This is a genomic window from Lentzea xinjiangensis (assembly GCF_900110955.1).
Lineage (GTDB): Bacteria > Actinomycetota > Actinomycetes > Mycobacteriales > Pseudonocardiaceae > Lentzea > Lentzea xinjiangensis.
Window position 1 is genome coordinate 44,982 of the sequence record NZ_FOFR01000022.1, and the last position, 16,500, is coordinate 61,481.

The window sequence follows — 16,500 nt, forward strand, 5'->3', positions numbered from 1 at the left end:
GTTCCTACCCTTCGTCTCGCCGCCAGACGGAGTCGTACTTCGCTTGGCGTTCGCGGTCTCGCGCGGCGTTGCGCTCCCGTCGTCCTTGAGTTGCTGTCCCTCTCGGATACCCGTATTTCGTCAGGCGGTAATCCACGCTTTCGGGTGCGTAGGACAGCGCGAAGTAAAGCCCCACAACGAATCCGAGCCCACCGCACGCGACAGCCAGCGGCCACGGCGACCCGAGCCCGAACACGAGCGCGAGAACGATGACCGCGACAAGCGGTGTGACCTGCACAAGACTGCGCACGGTGAAGCGCAGCAACCACTTCGGACCGGTCACGTCCTCGTAGACGAATTCGCGGTACTTCTGCGGTACGCGACCGCCCGCGTAGTACCAAACCTTCAACGCGGGGTTCACCGTGTCGCCTTCGCGATCACCTTGTGCAGCACCGCGTTCAACTGTGCGAGCTCTTCGAACGTCATGTCCAGCCGCTCCACGACCTTGGCGGGGATCTTCAGTGCTTCCTCCCGCAGCTCCTGACCCGCCGCGGTCAGCGTGAGCGCCAGCGCGCGCTCGTCGGCCTTGTCCCTCTGGCGCTCGACGTAGCCGATCGCCTCCAGCCGCTTCAGCAACGGGCTGAGGGTGCCGGGGTCGAGCTGCAGGACGGCGCTCAGGTCCTTGACCGTGCGCGGTGACCTCTCCCAGAGGGCCAGCATCACCAGGTACTGGGGGTGGGTGAGGTTCAGCGGCTCCAGGATCGGGCGGTACACCGCGATGACCGTGCGGGACGCCACGGCCAAGGCGAAGCAAACCTGCCGCTCCAGCTCGAGCGGGTTCTCCGGGATACTTGGTGTACTAATCATTGGTGTACACGGTATCTCCTGGGCGTGCCCGGCTCCAAGGGGTGTGAGGCGGTCTACTCGAGGGCGTCGGCGAGCACCTCGGCGACGACGGCCGCGCCGGTCGGGGTCGTCACAGTCCCGCCGTGGTCGGCCTACGGGATGAACACGGGTTCGCGCAGCACCGGGAGCTCGGCGCGCAAGCGGGCGGCGTCCTCGTCGCTGTAGGCGGGCGGCGTGTCCGGGCCGGTGCTCCACCCGGCGTGCACGAACCACGGTCAGCTCACGCCAGCGCGACGTGCCCATGATGACGTCGATGGCATCGTGAGCAGCGTGTCGGCGTTCAGCCGGAGGCGGCCGTCGGGGCCGACGTCGCTGCCGGGGTAGTCGCGCAGCAGCGGGTCCTCGGCGTCGACCAGGGGCTTGCAGCGCGATGTGCTCGTCGGCGGTCCGGGTGTGTTCCAGCGCGGCCAGTTGCGGGGCGACGGTGGCCCCGGCCAGGTCCGGGGGAGCCCGCGCCAAGGTTCGCGGGCGCGCCTGCGGGTAGACGTCTGACATGGCCCGTACCACCGTCGTCATCGCCTCGCGGAACCGTTCGAGCAGTCTGCTGAGGACGCTCAGCCACCTCAGCGAGCTCGCGGTTCCGGTCGTCCTGGTCGACAACGCGTCCACGGACGACACGGTTTCCCGTGTGCGCGACGAGTTCCCGCACGTCCTCCTGCTGGAGTCGGCGGTGAACCGGGGCGCGGTGGCGCGCAACCTCGGCGTGCGGGCGGCGCGGACGCCGTTCGTGGCCTTCGCCGACGACGACTCGTGGTGGGCGCCCGACGCGCTGGAACGGGCGGAGCCGATCTTCGACGAGCACCCGGACCTGGCGGTGATCGCCGCGCGCACGCTCGTGGGGCCGTCCGGGAGACCCGACCCGATCACGCCGCTGCTGCGCGACAGCCCGCTGGGCGAGGGCGTCGCCGGACCGGCGGTGCTCGGGTTCATGGCCTGCTCGGCGATCGTGCGGCGGCAGGCGTTCCTGGACGTCGGCGGCTTCAGCCCGGTGTTGTTCTTCCGCGGCGAGGAGACGTTGCTGTCGTGGGACCTCGCGGCGGCGGGGTGGGCGCTCTGCTACGTCGAGGACGTGGTGGCGCACCACCACCCGGCGCCGGTCGGCCGGGCGTCCGGCGAGGACGTGGTCGAGCGCCGCAACGCGGTGCTGACCACGTGGATGCGCCGCCCGGTGAGCAGCGCGCTCGCGGCGTCGCTGAAGGACCCGCGGGCGTTCCGGGCGGCCCTTCCCCTGCTGGGCCAGGCGCTCCGGCAGCGGCGTGAGCTGCCGGAGCACCTGGAGGCGCAGATCAGGAAATTGACCGCACGGCCGCGGCGAGGCGCGTGACGCCTTCGTCGATCTGCTCCGGCGTGACGCCGGAGAACGCGAGGCGCAGGGCGTTGTCGCCGCCCTCCAGCAGGAAGTCCGAGCCCTTCACGAACTCGACGCCGTGCTCCTTGGCGACCCCGAACAGCTTCTCGACCGACACGCCCGGCAGCTCGACCCACATGAAGTAGCCGCCCTGCGGCGCCGTGAAGACGGCTTCCGGCAGTTCGCGCTGCAACGCCGTCACAAGAGCGTCCTTGCGCGCACGCAGCGCGGTGCGGACGTTCGCGACCGACTCCTCGAGGCGACCGGAGCGGCAGTACGAGTTCACGATCGACTGCGCCACCATGTTCGGCGAGATGTACGTGGTGGTGGCGATGTCCTGGATCTTCTTGATGATGGCCTTCGGGCCGACCAGGTAGCCGCAGCGGATGCCGGGCGCCATGGTCTTCGAGAACGACGACGCGTAGACGACCTTGTCGTTCTTGTCCTGCGACAGCATCGTCGGCAGCGGCTCGCCCTCGAACCGGACCTTGATGTACGGGTCGTCCTCGAACAGCACGAAGTCGAACTTCGCCGCCAGCTCCAGCAAACGCGCGCGCTTGGCCTCGGACAGCGTGTAGCCGGCCGGGTTCTGGAAGTTCGGGATGATGTGCGCGAGCGACGGGCGCACGCCGCTGTCGAGCAGCTCCTCGAGCGCGTCGACGTCGATGCCGTCGGTCTGCAGCTCGATCGCGTGGATCTTCGCGCCGCGCTGGCGCAGGTTCAGCAGCGTGCGGTCGTAGGTCGGCGCCTCGACCACCACGTCGTCACCGGGCTGGACCAGCAGCTCGAACAGGAACGCGTCGGCCTGCATGGAACCGTTGGTCACGAGCACCTGCTCCGGCTCGACGCCGTGCTGCTCGGCGATCCACGCGCGCAACGGCACGTAGCCGACGCTCGTGCCGTACGCGAACGTGCCGCCCGGGTCGTCCGTGAAGGCTTTCTGCGCCGCTTCGCGCAGACCCTCCTGGTCGATGATGTCGAGAGAGGGCGCTCCGCGCGTGAACAGAATCGAGGCCATGCGCGGAGCGTACAACTCCCAGGATTTGGGCTACGGCCTGTACACGTATGAGTTCAGCAGGCCGACCGCCTGAGCGGTGTTGCCGAGGTGGTAGAGGTCGACGGCCAGGAAGTTCGGCTTCTTGCGGGCCGCGGGCTGGCAGAGCTGCTGCGCCCGGTTCGCGAGCTTGCCGTTGTCGGTCGTGGCCGTGCTGCTGAACGGGACGTCCCGGAAGTGGTTCATCACGAACAACGGCTGGAAGCTGCCCGTCGCGGTGAGCGGCTTTTCATCCCATCGGCTGTAACAGGACCAGTCCGAGGCGCCGACGCCCGGTCCCATCGACCAGTGGTTCTCGACCGTCCAGTCCTTTTGGTACAGCACGCCCGAGTCCTCGCGGCCGTCCTTGCCGTGGTCGGTGAAGATGATCAGCCGCTTGTTCGAGGCCTGCATCTGACCGCGCGTCGGCCACCCGTTCTGCGACACGCCTTCCGCCCGGTACAGGACGTCGTTGAGGCCCCGCACCTTGCGCAGCTCGGCGCGCAGCGTGTTCGCGTCGACGTAGTCCTCCAGGAACACCGTGACGATCTCGCTGCGGTTGTTCCCGAGGAAGTCGACGATGCGCTGGAGGTCGACGTTGAGGGCCACCGGCCGGCTCACCAGCGTGCAGCTGTTGTGGCAGAGGATCGCGCCGTCCGCGGTCTGGTGGATGTCGAGCATGAAGCCCCGCACGCCGTCGGCGAGCTGCTGCACGATGCCGCGCGTCTGGTTCTTGGCGAGGTCGACGAACGGCGGCGCGAACCCACCGTCCACCCCGTTCGCGTAGGCGTTGTGGGCGGTCAGGAACGTCATCTGGTCGAGCCGCGGATCCGCGGGCATCGGCTCGGTCCTGGCGCTGACCGGCGTCAGGTACCAGCGGGACTCGCCGCCGAGGCCGAAGAACTCCCACTGGTCACCGAACTGGCGCAGCTCGTGAACCGCGTCCGCCTGCGCGCACGAACCCATGGTGAGCTGACGGGTGATGCACTGGCCGGGCGAGTCGGTGTTCTCGAACCTCCCGTCGCTCAGCCGCCACTGCTGGTGGTCTTCGTTGCCCTTCGGCCGGTGCAGGGCGAGCCCGGTGCCGCTCTGGGCGACGTTGAGGCCGGTCCGGACACCGGTGACGTAGTACGTGCCCGACGGCGCCGCGTGGGCGGCCGTGGGCACCAGGGGGAGGAGCAGCAGGGCCGCGATGGCAGGGAGGATTCGCACGTAACCAGAGTCACCCAAGGAGGTGAAACATGAAACGCTTTCAAGCGTGTGGACGTTTAACACTGCGGGTATCCCGCACAACGTCGAACGCTCTACACGGGTGGAACAACTGCACGGCAGCCGTCGCCCAGCCGAAGGGCTCGGGCCGGTTCTGAGCGCCGCCTTCACACGCCGCGCAGGGTTCGACTCCCTCGGTTGCCACTCGCCTCATCGCCGATCCCGCGGCGGAGAAGCGGAGGCGTCGCGGCCGACGGGTCGCGACGCCCGCTTCGACCGGGCGCGTCATCGCCGTCCAGGACCACGAGCCGCCTGCCCCCGCTGCGGCCGCCGGTCCGCCGGGGCACAACGAGCCTCACGAGTGGTGAGCGGCACGTCCAGAGCGCGAACAGAGCGACCTGAGCGTTCAACGCCGAACGATGCGACAACGCGCACGGCAGTCCCAGCCTTTCGATCATCGTGGGTCTCGGACGAGCGATGTGATCACGATGGCAGACGGGTCTGACAATTTCGGGAACCCCAGCTCAGGCCCGCTTTCGGGAGCACCGGCCGGGCACAGAACAGGCCCGCCCGGTGCACCACCGGACGGGCCTGGGGGAAGCTCAATCAGATGGCGCGGACGGCCTGCGCCTGCGGTCCCTTCTGACCCTGGCCGATCTCGAACTCCACGCGCTGCTTCTCCTCCAGCGACTTGAAGCCGTTGCCCTGGATCTGCGAGTAGTGCACGAAGACGTCCGGGCCACCGCCGTCCTGCGCGATGAATCCGAAGCCCTTCTCGCCGTTGAACCACTTGACGATGCCCTGCGCCATACCGATTGCTCCCTAGATGTTCGGTGCCCCGCTGAAGGGGTCCGCGGGAAGTCTGCCAGCGGACGGTCCCTCCCACATCGTGGTTAGCCCGGTGGGGTGACGAAGTAAGTTGGACCGGGTACCACCGAGAGGAGCAGGGATGACGAACTGGCTGGACGTCGCGCGCGACGTGGCGGCGACGCTCAGGTCCGACGCGGCGGACAGGGACCGGGCCAACCAGCCACCCGCCAAAGAGGTCGAACTGCTCCGGCACAGCGGCTTGCTCGACGTCGCGGACTGGGACCTGCAGCAGCGGATCGGCCGGATCGTCGGAGCCGCCGACGCCAACGTCGGCCACCTGCTCGGGTACCACTACCTGCAGATCTGGCGCAGCGGTCTCTTCGACGCGCCGTTCAGCGCCCGGCCCGGCCAGTTCTGGGCCGGCGTCAGCAACCCGCTCGACGCGGCGCTCGAGCTGACGCCCGCCGGGGACGGGTACGTCCTCAACGGCCGCAAGACGTTCGCCACCGGTGCCGCCGTCGCCGACCGGCTCGTGGTCAGCGCCACCCGCACGGACAACGGCGAGAAGCTCACCTTCCTGCTCGACGGCAAGGCAGACGGGATCACCTACCTGGACGACTGGGACAACATCGGCCAGCGCCTCACCGCGTCCGGTGGCGTGAGCTTCGAGGACGTCCACGTGACCGAGGTCCTCGGCGTGCAGCCCGCGGGGGAGGACCCGCGCATCAGCCTCGCCGCGATCGGCTTCCAGCTCGTGCTCGCCCAGCTCTACGTGGCGATCGCCGAAGGCGCGTTGCAGGAGGCCGCCGACTACACCCGCACCAAGACCCGCCCGTGGTTCGTGAGCGGCGTCGAGGCGGCCACCGAGGACCCCTACATCGTCGTGGCCTACGGCGAGATGATGTCCCAGACGAAGGCCGCCGGGCTGCTCGTGGACGAAGCGTCGAGGCAGCTCCGCGACGCCTCCGAGCTCGGCAGGAAGCTCACGGCGGCGAAGCGGGCGGAGGTCGCGGTGACGATCTCCGCGGCCAAGGTTGTCAGCACCAAGCTCGTCAACGAGATCACCAGCCGGATCTTCGAGCAGGTGGGTGCGCGCGGCACGGCCGCCAAGCACGGCGTGGACCGCTTCTGGCGCAACGCCCGCACGCTCACGCTGCACGACCCGGTGGTCTACAAGGCGCGCGAGGTCGGCGAGCACTTCCTCACCGGCGCGCGTCCCGCCCACACCGGGTACAGCTGATGCAGCCGATGCTGGCCGACTCGGTGCGGCTCACCGACGACGGCGTGCTGATCCTCGACCGCCGCCGGTTCCCGTTCGAACGCGAGTGGGTGCTGTGCCGCACGGCCGAGGACGTCGCGCGGGCCGTCGAGGACATGGTCACCCAGTCCTCCGGCCCGTACTTCGCCGTGCTGTACGGCATGGTGCTCAAGGCGAGGACGCTGGAGGACCTGCCGCACGAGCAGGCCCGCGCGGAACTGGCCAAGACCGCGCACCTGCTGGAGAACACCAGGCGCACCAACAACGCCCTGCGCAAGGCGACCGAGGTCGTCCTCGAGCACGTCGACGCCGCCGGGGACGTCCGGCACGCCCTCCACGGCGCCGCCGAGGGCGACCGGAGGTACCGCGCCAAGAGCCAGGCGCTCGGCGAGCACACGGCGAACCTGCTGCCGGACGACGCCACGGTCCTGACCCACTGCTGGGCCGACCTCTACCTCACCGAGACGGTCAGGGCCGCGCAGGCGCGGGGCAAGCGGCTGAGGTTCTTCTGCACCGAGACCCGGCCCTACCTGCAGGGGGCCCGGCTCACGGCGGAGACGTTGATCGAGATGGGCGTCGACACCACGCTCATCACGGACGGCATGGGCGCCGCGGTCCTGCAAAGCGGCGAGATCGACGCGTTGGTCACGGCGGCCGATCGCGTCACCATGGACGGGCACGTCGTCAACAAGGTGGGCACACTGGGTCTGGCCGTGGCCGCGCACGCGTTCGGCGTACCGTTCCACGCCCAGGTGCAGGCACCCGACCTGCTGGCGCCGACCACGGACCACGTCGAGATCGAGTACCGCGACGGCGCCGAGGTGCTGCAGGTGCTCGGCAGGCCCAGTGCCACACCGAGGGTCAAGGGGCTGTACCCGGCGTTCGACGTGACGCCGCCGCGGTTCGTCACGGACGTGGTGACCGACCGCGGGGTGTTCGGCGCAGGGGCGCTGGACGAGTACTACGAGGGAGAACAGCGGTGAGCAAGTGGGTCGTGCTCGACATCGAGGGCACGCTGAGCGCGACGGACCAGGTGCTGGTCGTGCTGTACGACTACGCCCGGCCGAGGCTCGGGCCGTGGATCGAGCAGCACGGTGACGACCCCGTGGTCGCCGACGCCGTGAAGCAGGTCAAGGAGCTCGCGGGGCACGACGACGTCGTCAAGGCGCTGCACGACTGGATGGACGCCGACCAGAAGGTCACGCCCCTCAAGACGTTGCAGGGCCTCATCTGGCAGCAGGGCTACGCGCAGGGTGACCTGGTGGCGGAGTTCTTCCCGGACGTCGTCCCCGCGCTGCGCAAGTGGCACGGCGACGGCGTGAAGCTCGCGATCTTCAGCTCCGGCTCGGTGGCCGGTCAGATCGCGTTCTTCCGGCACACCACCGACGGCGACCTGACCCCGTTGCTGGAGCACCACTTCGACACGGTCAACGCCGGCCCGAAGCGCGAGGCCGCGTCGTACCGCAAGATCGCCGAAGTCCTGGGGAGCGACGACATCACCTTCTACAGCGACGTCCCGGCCGAGCTGCACGCCGCGCAGGAGGCGGGCTGGAAGACGGTCGGCGTCGCGCGGGCCGGGGAGCCGTACGGCAACGCCGACTTCACGCCCCACCCGACGGTCTGGGAGCTCTCGTGACCGCGGAGCTCGCCCGCGAGTGCGCCCGGTACGCGCAGATGGGCTGGATGCGCGGCACGAGCGGCAACCTCTCGGTTGTCCTGCAACGGGATCCGCTCCGCCTCGCGGTCACCGTCAGCGGCGTCGACAAGGGTGAGATCACCGCCGCGGACAGCGTGGTGATTGACGAGAACGGCGACGCGGTCGGCAGCGACAAGGTCCCGTCCGCCGAGGCGGGCCTGCACGCCAGGATCGCGCGGGTCGCGGGAGCGGGCGCGGTCGTGCACGTCCACGCGCTGGCACCGGTCGTGGCGGCCGAGCACTGGCCGAACGGCGTGGTGCTCCAGGACCTCGAAATGCTCAAGGGGTTCGGCCGCCAGGACCACGAGGAGGTCGTGATCCCGGTCGTGCGGAACTCGCAGGACATGGCCGAGCTGGGCGACGCCTTCGAGAAGGGCTTCGACCCGCGGACCCCCGCACTGCTCGTGGCACGGCACGGCGTGTACGTGTGGGGTGCGGACCTGGTGCAGGCCCGGCACCGCCTGGAATGCCTGGAGTGGTTGCTGCGCTTCAAGGTGGAGACGCGAGACATCTTTACGGGGAGGCACGCATGACGCTGCTGACGGTGTGGCCGGACTCCGGTCCTGAGGAGACGGTCCTGCGCACCACCGACGCCGAGGAGATCGCCACCGCGCTCAAGGAGCACGGCGTGCGCTTCCACCGGTGGTCCGTTGTGGACGGTGTGACCGCCGAGAACGCGTTGCAGGTCTACGCGGAGGACGTCGCCCGCGTCAGCGAGACGGAGGGCTACACCTACGTCGACGCGATGGAGATGACTCCGGCGGACACCGACGAGTACCGCGCGAAGGCCGTCGAGTTCCGCAACAAGTTCCTCGCCGAGCACACGCACGACGACGACGAGGACCGCTACTTCGCCCGTGGTGCGGGTGTTTTCTACCTGCACATCGGCGACAAGGTGTACGCGGTGTTCTGCACGGCGGGCGACCTGCTGAGCGTGCCGGCGAACACGACGCACTGGTTCGACATGGGCACCGAACCCGACTACGTGTCGATCCGGTTCTTCCACGACGACGACGGCTGGGTCGGCAACTTCACCGGCAGCGACATCGCCACGAAGTTCCCGACCTTCGACGAGCTGCGTTCAGGGATGTGAGCTCCTCGCGGTGAGAGACGAGCAGGCAGGATCTGGCAAGCATCTGGCGACGCCGGACATTCACGCCTGGCAATTCGCCGCATACCGTTGCCGACCGTGAACACAGAAGAACTCGACACGGTCCTCGACTCCTTTGCGACGGGGCTCGCGTATTCCTCGCGCTCTCCTCTGTTGCGCGATCCGGCCGGCGAGGGGCTCTTCTACGAGGACATCTCCTACCCGTCGTCGGACGGCACCCCGCTCGAGGCGTGGTTCATTCCGAGGGAGGGATCGACGAAGCTGATCGTGGCGATGCACGCCTTCGGTTTCAACCGCTACGGGTTTCCGAGCCACGTCGAGCCCTGGAAGTCCGCGTTCGGGCCGCACAACGACTCGGAGATCAACTTCATCCGCGACTACAGGATTCTGCACGACAACGGCTACAACGTGCTGGCTTTCGACTTCCGCAACTCAGGCCTCAGCGGGGCGGCCAACGGAAACCTCCAGTCGAACACCCGCTTCGAAGCGCGTGACGTCATCGGCACCCTCGCCTACGTCAAGTCCCGGCCGGACCTGGCGGCGATGACTCTCGGCCTGTTCGCCCGCTGCATGGGTGCCAACGCGAGCTTCCGGGCGATCGATTCCGACCCGGAGGCCTTCGCCGACGTGCGGTGCCTCGTGGCACCGCTGCTGCTCTCGCCTCTCGTATTCCTGGAGACGCAACTCGAGCGCGCAGGCCTCGGCGAACACCTCGACGAGGTGAACCGCCGGTTCCGGCTGCTGACCAGCACCTCGTTGGGCGAGGGCACCACGAGCCGCTGGGCTCCCTCGGTCACGATGCCGACTCTCACCTACGGGGTGCGTGACGACGTGCTCACGCGTCCGTCGGACCTCGAAGAGGCTTTCGCCGCGATCGGCGCCAAGGAGAAGTCGATGTTCTGGATCGAGGGCACGCCGCGCCGCTGGGACGGCTACCAGTGGTTCCAGCGGCACCCGGAACGGATTCTTGAGTGGTTCGAAAGTCACATGAGTTGACTCGGGAGTGGAATGACGACGCTTCACGCGGAGATGTGCGCGCGAATCGCGGCGGCAGCCGGAAGACCTGGCGGGCAGGAGACGATCGCCGGGCTTCAGGTGTACATGGCCAGTGCTCCCGCTCCGCCGACCCCCTTGCTCTTCTGCCCGTCTCTTTACATGGTGTTCCAGGGCGCGAAACGATTGCTGTTGAGCGACAGGGAAATCGCCTACCGCGCCGGTGAACTCGTGATGGCAGGCGTCGACGTTCCAGCCCTCGCTCAGGTCACCGAGGCGTCCGAGGGGGAGCCGTACCTGGCGGTCGAGATCGCCTTGGACTTCCGGGTGCTCAGCGCCCTCGCCGCCGAGATGTCGGCTCTGCCGCGGCCGCAGGGCGAGGCCCTGGTCGTCCGGCCGCTGCCCGACGGGGTCGTCGAGCCGACTCTCCGGCTGCTGCGGCTGCTCGACGACCCGATCGATGCGCGCATCCTCGCGGACGGGGTGAAACGGGAGATCCTCTACCGGGTGCTGGCGAGTCCGGACGGCAACATCCTGCTCCAGCTGGCGCAAGCCGACTCGGTGCTCGCCAGGATCGGGCAGGCCACCGAGTGGATGCACGACCATCTCGGAACACCCGTCACCATCGATCACCTCGCCGGCCGGGCGCGGATGGGCGTCACCTCGTTCCACCGCAGCTTCAAGTCGGCGACCGGCATGACTCCCGGCGCTTATCACAAGCGACTGCGTCTTCTCGAAGCACGCCGGTTGGTGGCCATGAGAGCTGACACCCTCTCCCAGATCGCCACGTCGGTCGGGTATCACAGCGCTTCCCATTTCAGCCGCGACTACAAGCGTGCGTTCGGCGCGGCACCGGTAGTGGACGCCAAGCGCTTCGGTCAACGCTGACAGATACCGTCGATCTGCGTTCAGGAATGTGAACGGGTTCGCCCATCTGAACATCGTCCCGGAAATTCCGGAAAGCATTGATCCCTCCGCCTTCGTGCCCCCAAAGTGGTACAGACCACTTGTCGAAGGTCGGAGGGATTCATCGTGGAAACCCCTGCACTCCACACACGACGATCCGTGCTCGCCCTCGCGTTGACCGCACCCCTGCTCGTGGCACCGGCGGCTCATGCCCTCGCTCAGCCGCCGTCCGCGCAGTGGACGTCCGCGCCGTACACCTACACCGTCCAGAAGCCCCACAACCTCGCCCTGAGCAGCCGCTACAAGTTCGAAGGCGGTGTGCACACCATGTGGGTATACGACTACGACGAACCCCACACGGCCGGCAGCCCCACGGACCCGCGCACCGAGATGCGCTTCAACCAGGAGTACTCCAGCGGCCAGCGCGCCTGGGAGGGCGAGATCTACGTCCCGTCCGGCGTGAGCGGCCCGACGGTCGTGCAGATCCTGCGCGGCAGCCGCCCGGACGGCACCCGCGCCACCGACGTCATGCTCAACGTCGCCAACGTCGACGGCGGCTCGTTGCGCAAGGACAGCAACCAGGTCATCGCCACCGGCATCTACAACAAATGGTTCAAGATCCGCGTCGAACACACCGCGGTCGCGGGCGGCAAGGGCACCGTCAAGGTCTATTACAACGGCGCCCTGAAACTCACCCATCCCGACGAGGGCCCGGCGACGCGCTACTTCAAGAACGGCGTCTACCACCACGGCAGCGGTCGCGCGGAGGCCCGTTTCCGCAACATCACCTATTGGCGCCAGTGATCCGTCGTTGCCGCACGGCCGCCACGACCTCGGCGACCCGAGCGTCGAAAGCGGCCAGTTGCTCCGCTTCTTCGGCGCTCGGGGTGAACGCCCGCCGTTCGCACACCGCGCCCGCGCGCCAGATCCGTTCGATCGCGCGGGTCGCGGTGATGTCCGCCGACGGGTCGCCGGAGACGAGCACCAGGTCCGCGCGCAGTCCCGGCGCCACGCGGCCCCGGTCGGCCAGCCCGAACACGCGTGCGGGTGCGGACGTGGCGGCGGCCAGGGCCCGCGCCGGACTGACGCCGCACCGCACCAGGAGTTCCAGCTCCCGGTGCAGGCTCTCCCCGAACGCGGTTCCCGGGTTCGGGGCGTCGGTCCCGGCCAGCAGCGTGACGCCCGCGCCGGCCAGCCGTCGCACGTTGTCCTCCGCCCGCGCGTAGGTCGCGTTCCCCCGCGCACCGCTCCCGGCGGTGTTCTCGACGGTGACCAGCGTCGGCCCGACCACCGTGCCGGCCTCCGCCATGCGCCCGATGAGGGCGTCGTCCAGCACGGCGTCCGCGGGCACGTGGGCCACCACGTCGACACCGGCGGACACCACCTGCTCGACACCGGCCACCGAGCTCACGTGACCGACGACGACCAGTCCGCGGGCGTGCGCGGCGGTGACCAACGCCGTGATCGTCCCGGAGTCCAGCGACGGCCACAGGCCACCGACGCCAGAGAAGATCTTCAGGTAGTCAGAGCCCTCCGCGACCCGGTCTTGGACGAACCGTCCGGCCTGGTCAGCGGCGGTCAACGTCGGGAACGGCGCGTACATCAGCGACGGGTGCCCGCCGGGCGCGGTGGCGCCGACCCCCGAGGAACGCACGTCCGCCACGTCCGGACGGGAACCCGCCTGCTCCCTCGCCGCGGCCACCACGTCGGGCTTGCTGAACATGTCGAGAACGGTGGTCACGCCGAAGACCAACGACCGCGCGAGCGCGCCGGGAACGAGGTGCACGTGCGAGTCGACCAGACCGGGGAGCACGGTCCCGCCACCCGCGTCGACCACCTCGTCACCGTCCCGGACGAGCGAGACCGCCGAGCACCCGGTGATCACCCCGTCCGCGAACCTGACCGACGTCCAGTCCCGCGGCTCCGTGCCGTCGAACACCTTCGCGTTCACGATCGTCGTCGCCATGCCCACGACCCTAAGGTGGGCTCATGGGCGCACAGGTGGCGGTGGCATCGCTCGGCGGCACGATCACGATGACGGGCTCCGGTGCCGTGACACCGACACTCGGCGCGGAAGACCTGGTCGCGAACCTCGACGTCGGCGAGATCGCCACCCTGGCCACGATCCCCGGCGCCTCGCTCACGTTCGCGACGGTGCTGGAGGCCTTCGACTGGGCCGACGAGCAGGTCACCCGTGGCGCCGCGGGCGTGGTGGTCGTCCAGGGCACCGACACCCTCGAAGAGACCGCGTACCTCTTCGACTGCCTGTGGCCGCACGAGGAACCGGTCGTCGTCACCGGCGCGATGCGGCACCCCGGCCTGCCCGGCGCGGACGGTCCGGCCAACCTCGCCGCCGCCGTCGCCGTCGCGGGCGCGGCGAACTCACGCGGGCGCGGCGCACTGCTGGTGCTGAACGACGAGGTCCACGCCGCCCGCTGGGTGCGCAAGACGCACAGCAGCCTGCTGAACGCCTTCACCTCGTTCCCCGGTCCGCTCGGCATGGTCGTCGAGGGAACGCCGCGGTACTTCCACCCCGCCCACCGGCTGCCGGCGTTGCCACGACCCGCCGACGTGCCGCCGGTCCCGTTGATCGAGGCCACCGTGGACGACGACGGCTCGGTCCTCGACTGGCTCAACGTCGGGGGAGTGGTCGTCGCCGCGGCAGGCGTCGGGCACGTCTCGCAGGGCATGGCCGAGGCGATCTCGCGCGCCCGGTTCCCGGTGGTGGTGGCGACTCGGACCGGCGCCGGAACGACGTTCCGCGACACCTACGGCTTCACCGGGTCCGAGTCGGACCTGATCGCGCGCGGTGTGGTGATGGCCGGGTGGCTGTGTCCCCGCAAGGCGCGCGTGCTGCTGCGTCTCGCCCTCGGCGCTATGCAACCTATCGAGGACGTTTTCGCAGCTCGCGGCGGTGTTTTCTAGCTCATTTTCACCCGAACGAGCCAGTGGCATGGACCAGATCCAAGCCATACCGTCGTTGGGCATGACCGCGATTACTTCCACCCCGTACAGCCGGGATCTTGGTGACGAACTTCGCCGCCTGAGGGAGACGAGCACCTCGTTCCACGGCCGTGCGATGGCCGTCCAACTCGGCTGGGATCCGAGCAAGGTGTCCGACATCGAGTTGGGGAAGGTGCGCGCGACCGAGGTCGACCTCGTGCAGTACATCGCGACGTGCGGCAAGGACATCAACTTCGCCAACGAGTTCCGCGGCCGGTACTACAACGCCTTCGACCTCTTCTTCGCTCAAGTGCCGGACAACGTGCGCACGATCGCGATGACCGAGGCGATGGCGACGAAGATCTCCTCCTTCGACATTCTGACCATTCACGGGCTCATGCAGGCGGAGGGGTACGCGCGGCAACTGTTCGTCGACTCCCACATCGAGGCACCTGACGACATCGAGGCGCTGGTCCAGGCACGCATGGACCGGCAGACGATCTTGAGGCGGCCGAACAGGCCGGAGTGCGTGTTCTACCTGCACGAGCTAGCTTTGCGGATGCCGTTCGGTGACGCACGGCTTCGTGAGGACCAGTACCTGCGTCTGCTCTTCAACACCCACATCCTCCGGATTGTGCCCGCGAACATCTGCGCCTTCCGCTCTCCGGCCACGCTGTACGAGTTCGGCAAGGCGGCCCCGGTCGTCTACAGCGACTCCGACACGGCCCAGGTGTGGGCGCAGGACAACGTGGCCGTCGCACGGACAAGGAGGCTCTTTCAGCGGCTGGATGCCGTCGCCCTGGATGCGGAACAATCGAAGCGCAAGCTGGCGGAGTACGTCAGCGGCCTTCGAGAGGACCCTCATGGTGGCGGAACGGACTTGGCGTAAGAGCACCTACAGCAACGGTGGCGCTCCCGAAAGCTGCGTGGAGGTGTCGCTGGCCCACAACGCCCTGGTCCGGGACACGAAGAACGCGAGCGGCGACGTGCTCGCGTTCTCCACCCCCGCCTGGCGCGCCCTGATCAACTGGCTCTGATCAACTGGTTCTGACCACCGAGGTGTTCGCGGTCTCCACCGTCACCCGCACCGACTGAGGCGCGAGCGACTGGAGGTACTGGGCGTGGTCCGAGCCGATCGACTCGTTGAACGCGATGAACGCGAGCCGCGGCAGCTCGAACGCCGTGGTGGCGCAGAACTCCTCCAGCCGGTCGAACCCGCGCCGGATGCCGGTGGCGTCGAGGCCGAACACGGCGTGCCGGTCGAGCTTGGCGGCGCCGATGTCGAGCAGGTGCAACGCGTGCATGGCGTGGGTGAACGCCATCGCGCAAACTTCGATGCGCGCGCACGAGAGCAGCAGCGTCCGCACCATCGACGGGTGCAGCGACTTGCCGGACGTGCGCAGGACGACGTCGATGCCGGCGGCGCGGAACAGTTCGACGATCTCGAACAGGCACGGCACGCTGAGGGGCTCCCCTCCGCCCAGCGTGACGGTCTCCGGTCGCATCGAGATGAGCGCTCGGGCGATGTGCAGCATGCGGTCGTGGCTGAGCCGTGCGTGTGCGACGTCCCAGGTGATGTCCATCGGGCCCCCTTCGGCGGATGCCGCCGATCCAACTCCGGGGTCTGTCCCGCCGTCAGGTGACCGGTGTCCCGACTCAGGTGGGACTTCCGAGTCCCGCCTCGCGGGCGCGGACGATGGCCTGCGCGCGGTCGGCGACCTGGAGCTTGGTGAAGATCGCGGACACCCGGTTGCGCACGGTCTTGCCGGACAGGCTCAGCCTGTGCGCGATCGACGGGTTGTCCATGCCGGACGCCATCAGCTCCAGCACGTCCCGCTCTCGGTCGGTGAGCTGGGGGAACAGCACGGCCTTGGACGACGAGATCGCGGTGAAGTAGCCCATCATGCGTTGCGCGATGGTGGCGCTGAAGATCGCCTCGCCGGCTCCTATGGCCTGCACCGCGCGCACGATCTCCTCGTCGTCGGTCGTCTTGACCAGGTAGCCGCGCGCCCCGGCCTTCATCGCCGCGAACACCAGCTCGTCGTCCTCGTGCATGGTCAGCACGAGCACGCCGACGCCGGGCATGGCCTCCTGGATCTGCTTGGCGGCCTCGACGCCACCCAGGACGGGCATGTGCAGGTCCATCACGACGACGTCCGGCCGCAGGTCGAGGACGACCCGCACGGCCTCCCGCCCGTCCGCGGCGTCGCCGACCACGGAGATGCCGTCCTCGCCGTCGAGCAGCGCCTTGAGCCCGCGCCGGAACACCGGGTGGTCGTCCGCGATCACGACCCGCGTCACTGCGCCT

20 protein-coding genes are annotated in these 16,500 nt (G+C 68.8%); 12 read left to right on the top strand and 8 right to left on the bottom strand.

Going from position 1 to position 16,500, the window contains the following annotated elements; translation table 11 throughout:
- Positions 1-4 precede the first annotated feature (4 nt).
- Both BMW88_RS33580 and BMW88_RS33585 read right to left on the bottom strand, forming a co-directional pair.
- On the bottom strand, positions 5-400 hold the full coding sequence (locus tag BMW88_RS33580; RefSeq protein WP_089958857.1) for a DUF5313 family protein: 396 nt from the start codon (positions 398-400) through the stop codon (positions 5-7).
- Positions 397-846: a MarR family winged helix-turn-helix transcriptional regulator gene (locus BMW88_RS33585; RefSeq protein WP_177221544.1), complete on the bottom strand. Its 450-nt coding sequence runs from the start codon at positions 844-846 to the stop codon at positions 397-399. The genes BMW88_RS33580 and BMW88_RS33585 overlap by 4 nt, the downstream gene beginning before the upstream one ends.
- A gap of 532 nt (positions 847-1,378) precedes the next feature.
- Here BMW88_RS33585 and BMW88_RS33590 point away from each other — a divergent pair.
- Entirely contained in the window at positions 1,379-2,209 is an 831-nt protein-coding gene (locus tag BMW88_RS33590) for a glycosyltransferase family 2 protein (protein WP_089958858.1), read from the top strand.
- Here BMW88_RS33590 and BMW88_RS33595 read toward each other — a convergent pair.
- From BMW88_RS33595 to BMW88_RS33605, 3 genes are all read right to left on the bottom strand, one after another.
- Positions 2,172-3,251: an aminotransferase-like domain-containing protein gene (locus BMW88_RS33595; protein WP_218148304.1), complete on the bottom strand. Its 1,080-nt coding sequence runs from the start codon at positions 3,249-3,251 to the stop codon at positions 2,172-2,174. The two genes, BMW88_RS33590 and BMW88_RS33595, sit on opposite strands and share 38 nt — an antisense overlap.
- A 30-nt stretch (positions 3,252-3,281) precedes the next feature.
- Positions 3,282-4,478 (bottom strand): PI-PLC domain-containing protein, encoded by a 1,197-nt coding sequence (locus BMW88_RS33600; protein WP_245778227.1) that lies wholly within the window; start codon positions 4,476-4,478, stop codon positions 3,282-3,284.
- A 603-nt stretch (positions 4,479-5,081) separates the two neighbouring features.
- Positions 5,082-5,285: a cold-shock protein gene (locus tag BMW88_RS33605; RefSeq protein WP_089958867.1), complete on the bottom strand. Its 204-nt coding sequence runs from the start codon at positions 5,283-5,285 to the stop codon at positions 5,082-5,084.
- A gap of 139 nt (positions 5,286-5,424) precedes the next feature.
- Here BMW88_RS33605 and BMW88_RS33610 point away from each other — a divergent pair, with 139 nt between their 5' ends.
- The 8 genes from BMW88_RS33610 to BMW88_RS33645 all read left to right on the top strand — a co-directional run bounded on the left by BMW88_RS33610 (position 5,425) and on the right by BMW88_RS33645 (position 12,053).
- On the top strand, positions 5,425-6,525 hold the full coding sequence (locus BMW88_RS33610) for an acyl-CoA dehydrogenase family protein (RefSeq protein WP_089958870.1): 1,101 nt from the start codon (positions 5,425-5,427) through the stop codon (positions 6,523-6,525).
- Positions 6,525-7,526 carry a s-methyl-5-thioribose-1-phosphate isomerase gene (locus tag BMW88_RS33615; RefSeq protein WP_089958873.1) on the top strand — a complete coding sequence of 334 codons (1,002 nt, stop codon included), beginning with the start codon at positions 6,525-6,527 and terminating at the stop codon, positions 7,524-7,526. Before BMW88_RS33610 ends, BMW88_RS33615 begins: the two co-directional genes overlap by 1 nt.
- Entirely contained in the window at positions 7,523-8,179 is a 657-nt protein-coding gene (mtnC, locus tag BMW88_RS33620; RefSeq protein WP_089958876.1) for an acireductone synthase, read from the top strand. Before BMW88_RS33615 ends, mtnC begins: the two co-directional genes overlap by 4 nt.
- Positions 8,176-8,772: a methylthioribulose 1-phosphate dehydratase gene (gene mtnB / locus BMW88_RS33625; protein ID WP_281249488.1), complete on the top strand. Its 597-nt coding sequence runs from the start codon at positions 8,176-8,178 to the stop codon at positions 8,770-8,772. The genes mtnC and mtnB overlap by 4 nt, the downstream gene beginning before the upstream one ends.
- Positions 8,769-9,332, top strand: coding sequence for a 1,2-dihydroxy-3-keto-5-methylthiopentene dioxygenase (locus BMW88_RS33630; protein WP_089958878.1), 564 nt, complete (start codon positions 8,769-8,771; stop codon positions 9,330-9,332). The genes mtnB and BMW88_RS33630 overlap by 4 nt, the downstream gene beginning before the upstream one ends.
- A 96-nt stretch (positions 9,333-9,428) precedes the next feature.
- A complete protein-coding gene (locus tag BMW88_RS33635; protein WP_089959071.1) occupies positions 9,429-10,346 on the top strand; it encodes an alpha/beta hydrolase family protein in 918 nt (305 codons plus the stop codon).
- Between the two features lie 12 nt (positions 10,347-10,358).
- Entirely contained in the window at positions 10,359-11,231 is an 873-nt protein-coding gene (locus BMW88_RS33640) for an AraC family transcriptional regulator (protein ID WP_089958881.1), read from the top strand.
- A gap of 144 nt (positions 11,232-11,375) precedes the next feature.
- Positions 11,376-12,053 carry a polysaccharide lyase family 7 protein gene (locus BMW88_RS33645; protein WP_218148305.1) on the top strand — a complete coding sequence of 226 codons (678 nt, stop codon included), beginning with the start codon at positions 11,376-11,378 and terminating at the stop codon, positions 12,051-12,053.
- On the opposite strand, the gene BMW88_RS33650 is transcribed toward BMW88_RS33645, so the two are convergent.
- The gene (locus tag BMW88_RS33650) at positions 12,034-13,215 is read right to left on the bottom strand and encodes an amidohydrolase family protein (protein ID WP_089958885.1); all 1,182 of its coding nucleotides are present in this window, start codon (positions 13,213-13,215) and stop codon (positions 12,034-12,036) included. The two genes, BMW88_RS33645 and BMW88_RS33650, sit on opposite strands and share 20 nt — an antisense overlap.
- A gap of 23 nt (positions 13,216-13,238) precedes the next feature.
- Here BMW88_RS33650 and BMW88_RS33655 point away from each other — a divergent pair, with 23 nt between their 5' ends.
- From BMW88_RS33655 to BMW88_RS33665, 3 genes are all read left to right on the top strand, one after another.
- The gene (locus BMW88_RS33655; RefSeq protein ID WP_089958887.1) at positions 13,239-14,174 is read left to right on the top strand and encodes an asparaginase; all 936 of its coding nucleotides are present in this window, start codon (positions 13,239-13,241) and stop codon (positions 14,172-14,174) included.
- A gap of 61 nt (positions 14,175-14,235) precedes the next feature.
- On the top strand, positions 14,236-15,081 hold the full coding sequence (locus BMW88_RS33660) for a helix-turn-helix domain-containing protein (protein ID WP_245778242.1): 846 nt from the start codon (positions 14,236-14,238) through the stop codon (positions 15,079-15,081).
- On the top strand, positions 15,059-15,229 hold the full coding sequence (locus BMW88_RS33665; RefSeq protein ID WP_245778228.1) for a DUF397 domain-containing protein: 171 nt from the start codon (positions 15,059-15,061) through the stop codon (positions 15,227-15,229). Before BMW88_RS33660 ends, BMW88_RS33665 begins: the two co-directional genes overlap by 23 nt.
- Here the strand turns inward: BMW88_RS33665 and BMW88_RS33670 are convergent, their stop codons facing one another.
- Both BMW88_RS33670 and BMW88_RS33675 read right to left on the bottom strand, forming a co-directional pair.
- Entirely contained in the window at positions 15,230-15,775 is a 546-nt protein-coding gene (locus BMW88_RS33670; protein ID WP_089958894.1) for a radical SAM family protein, read from the bottom strand.
- Between the two features lie 73 nt (positions 15,776-15,848).
- Positions 15,849-16,493 carry a response regulator transcription factor gene (locus BMW88_RS33675; protein ID WP_089958896.1) on the bottom strand — a complete coding sequence of 215 codons (645 nt, stop codon included), beginning with the start codon at positions 16,491-16,493 and terminating at the stop codon, positions 15,849-15,851.
- Between the last annotated feature and the right edge of the window lie 7 nt (positions 16,494-16,500).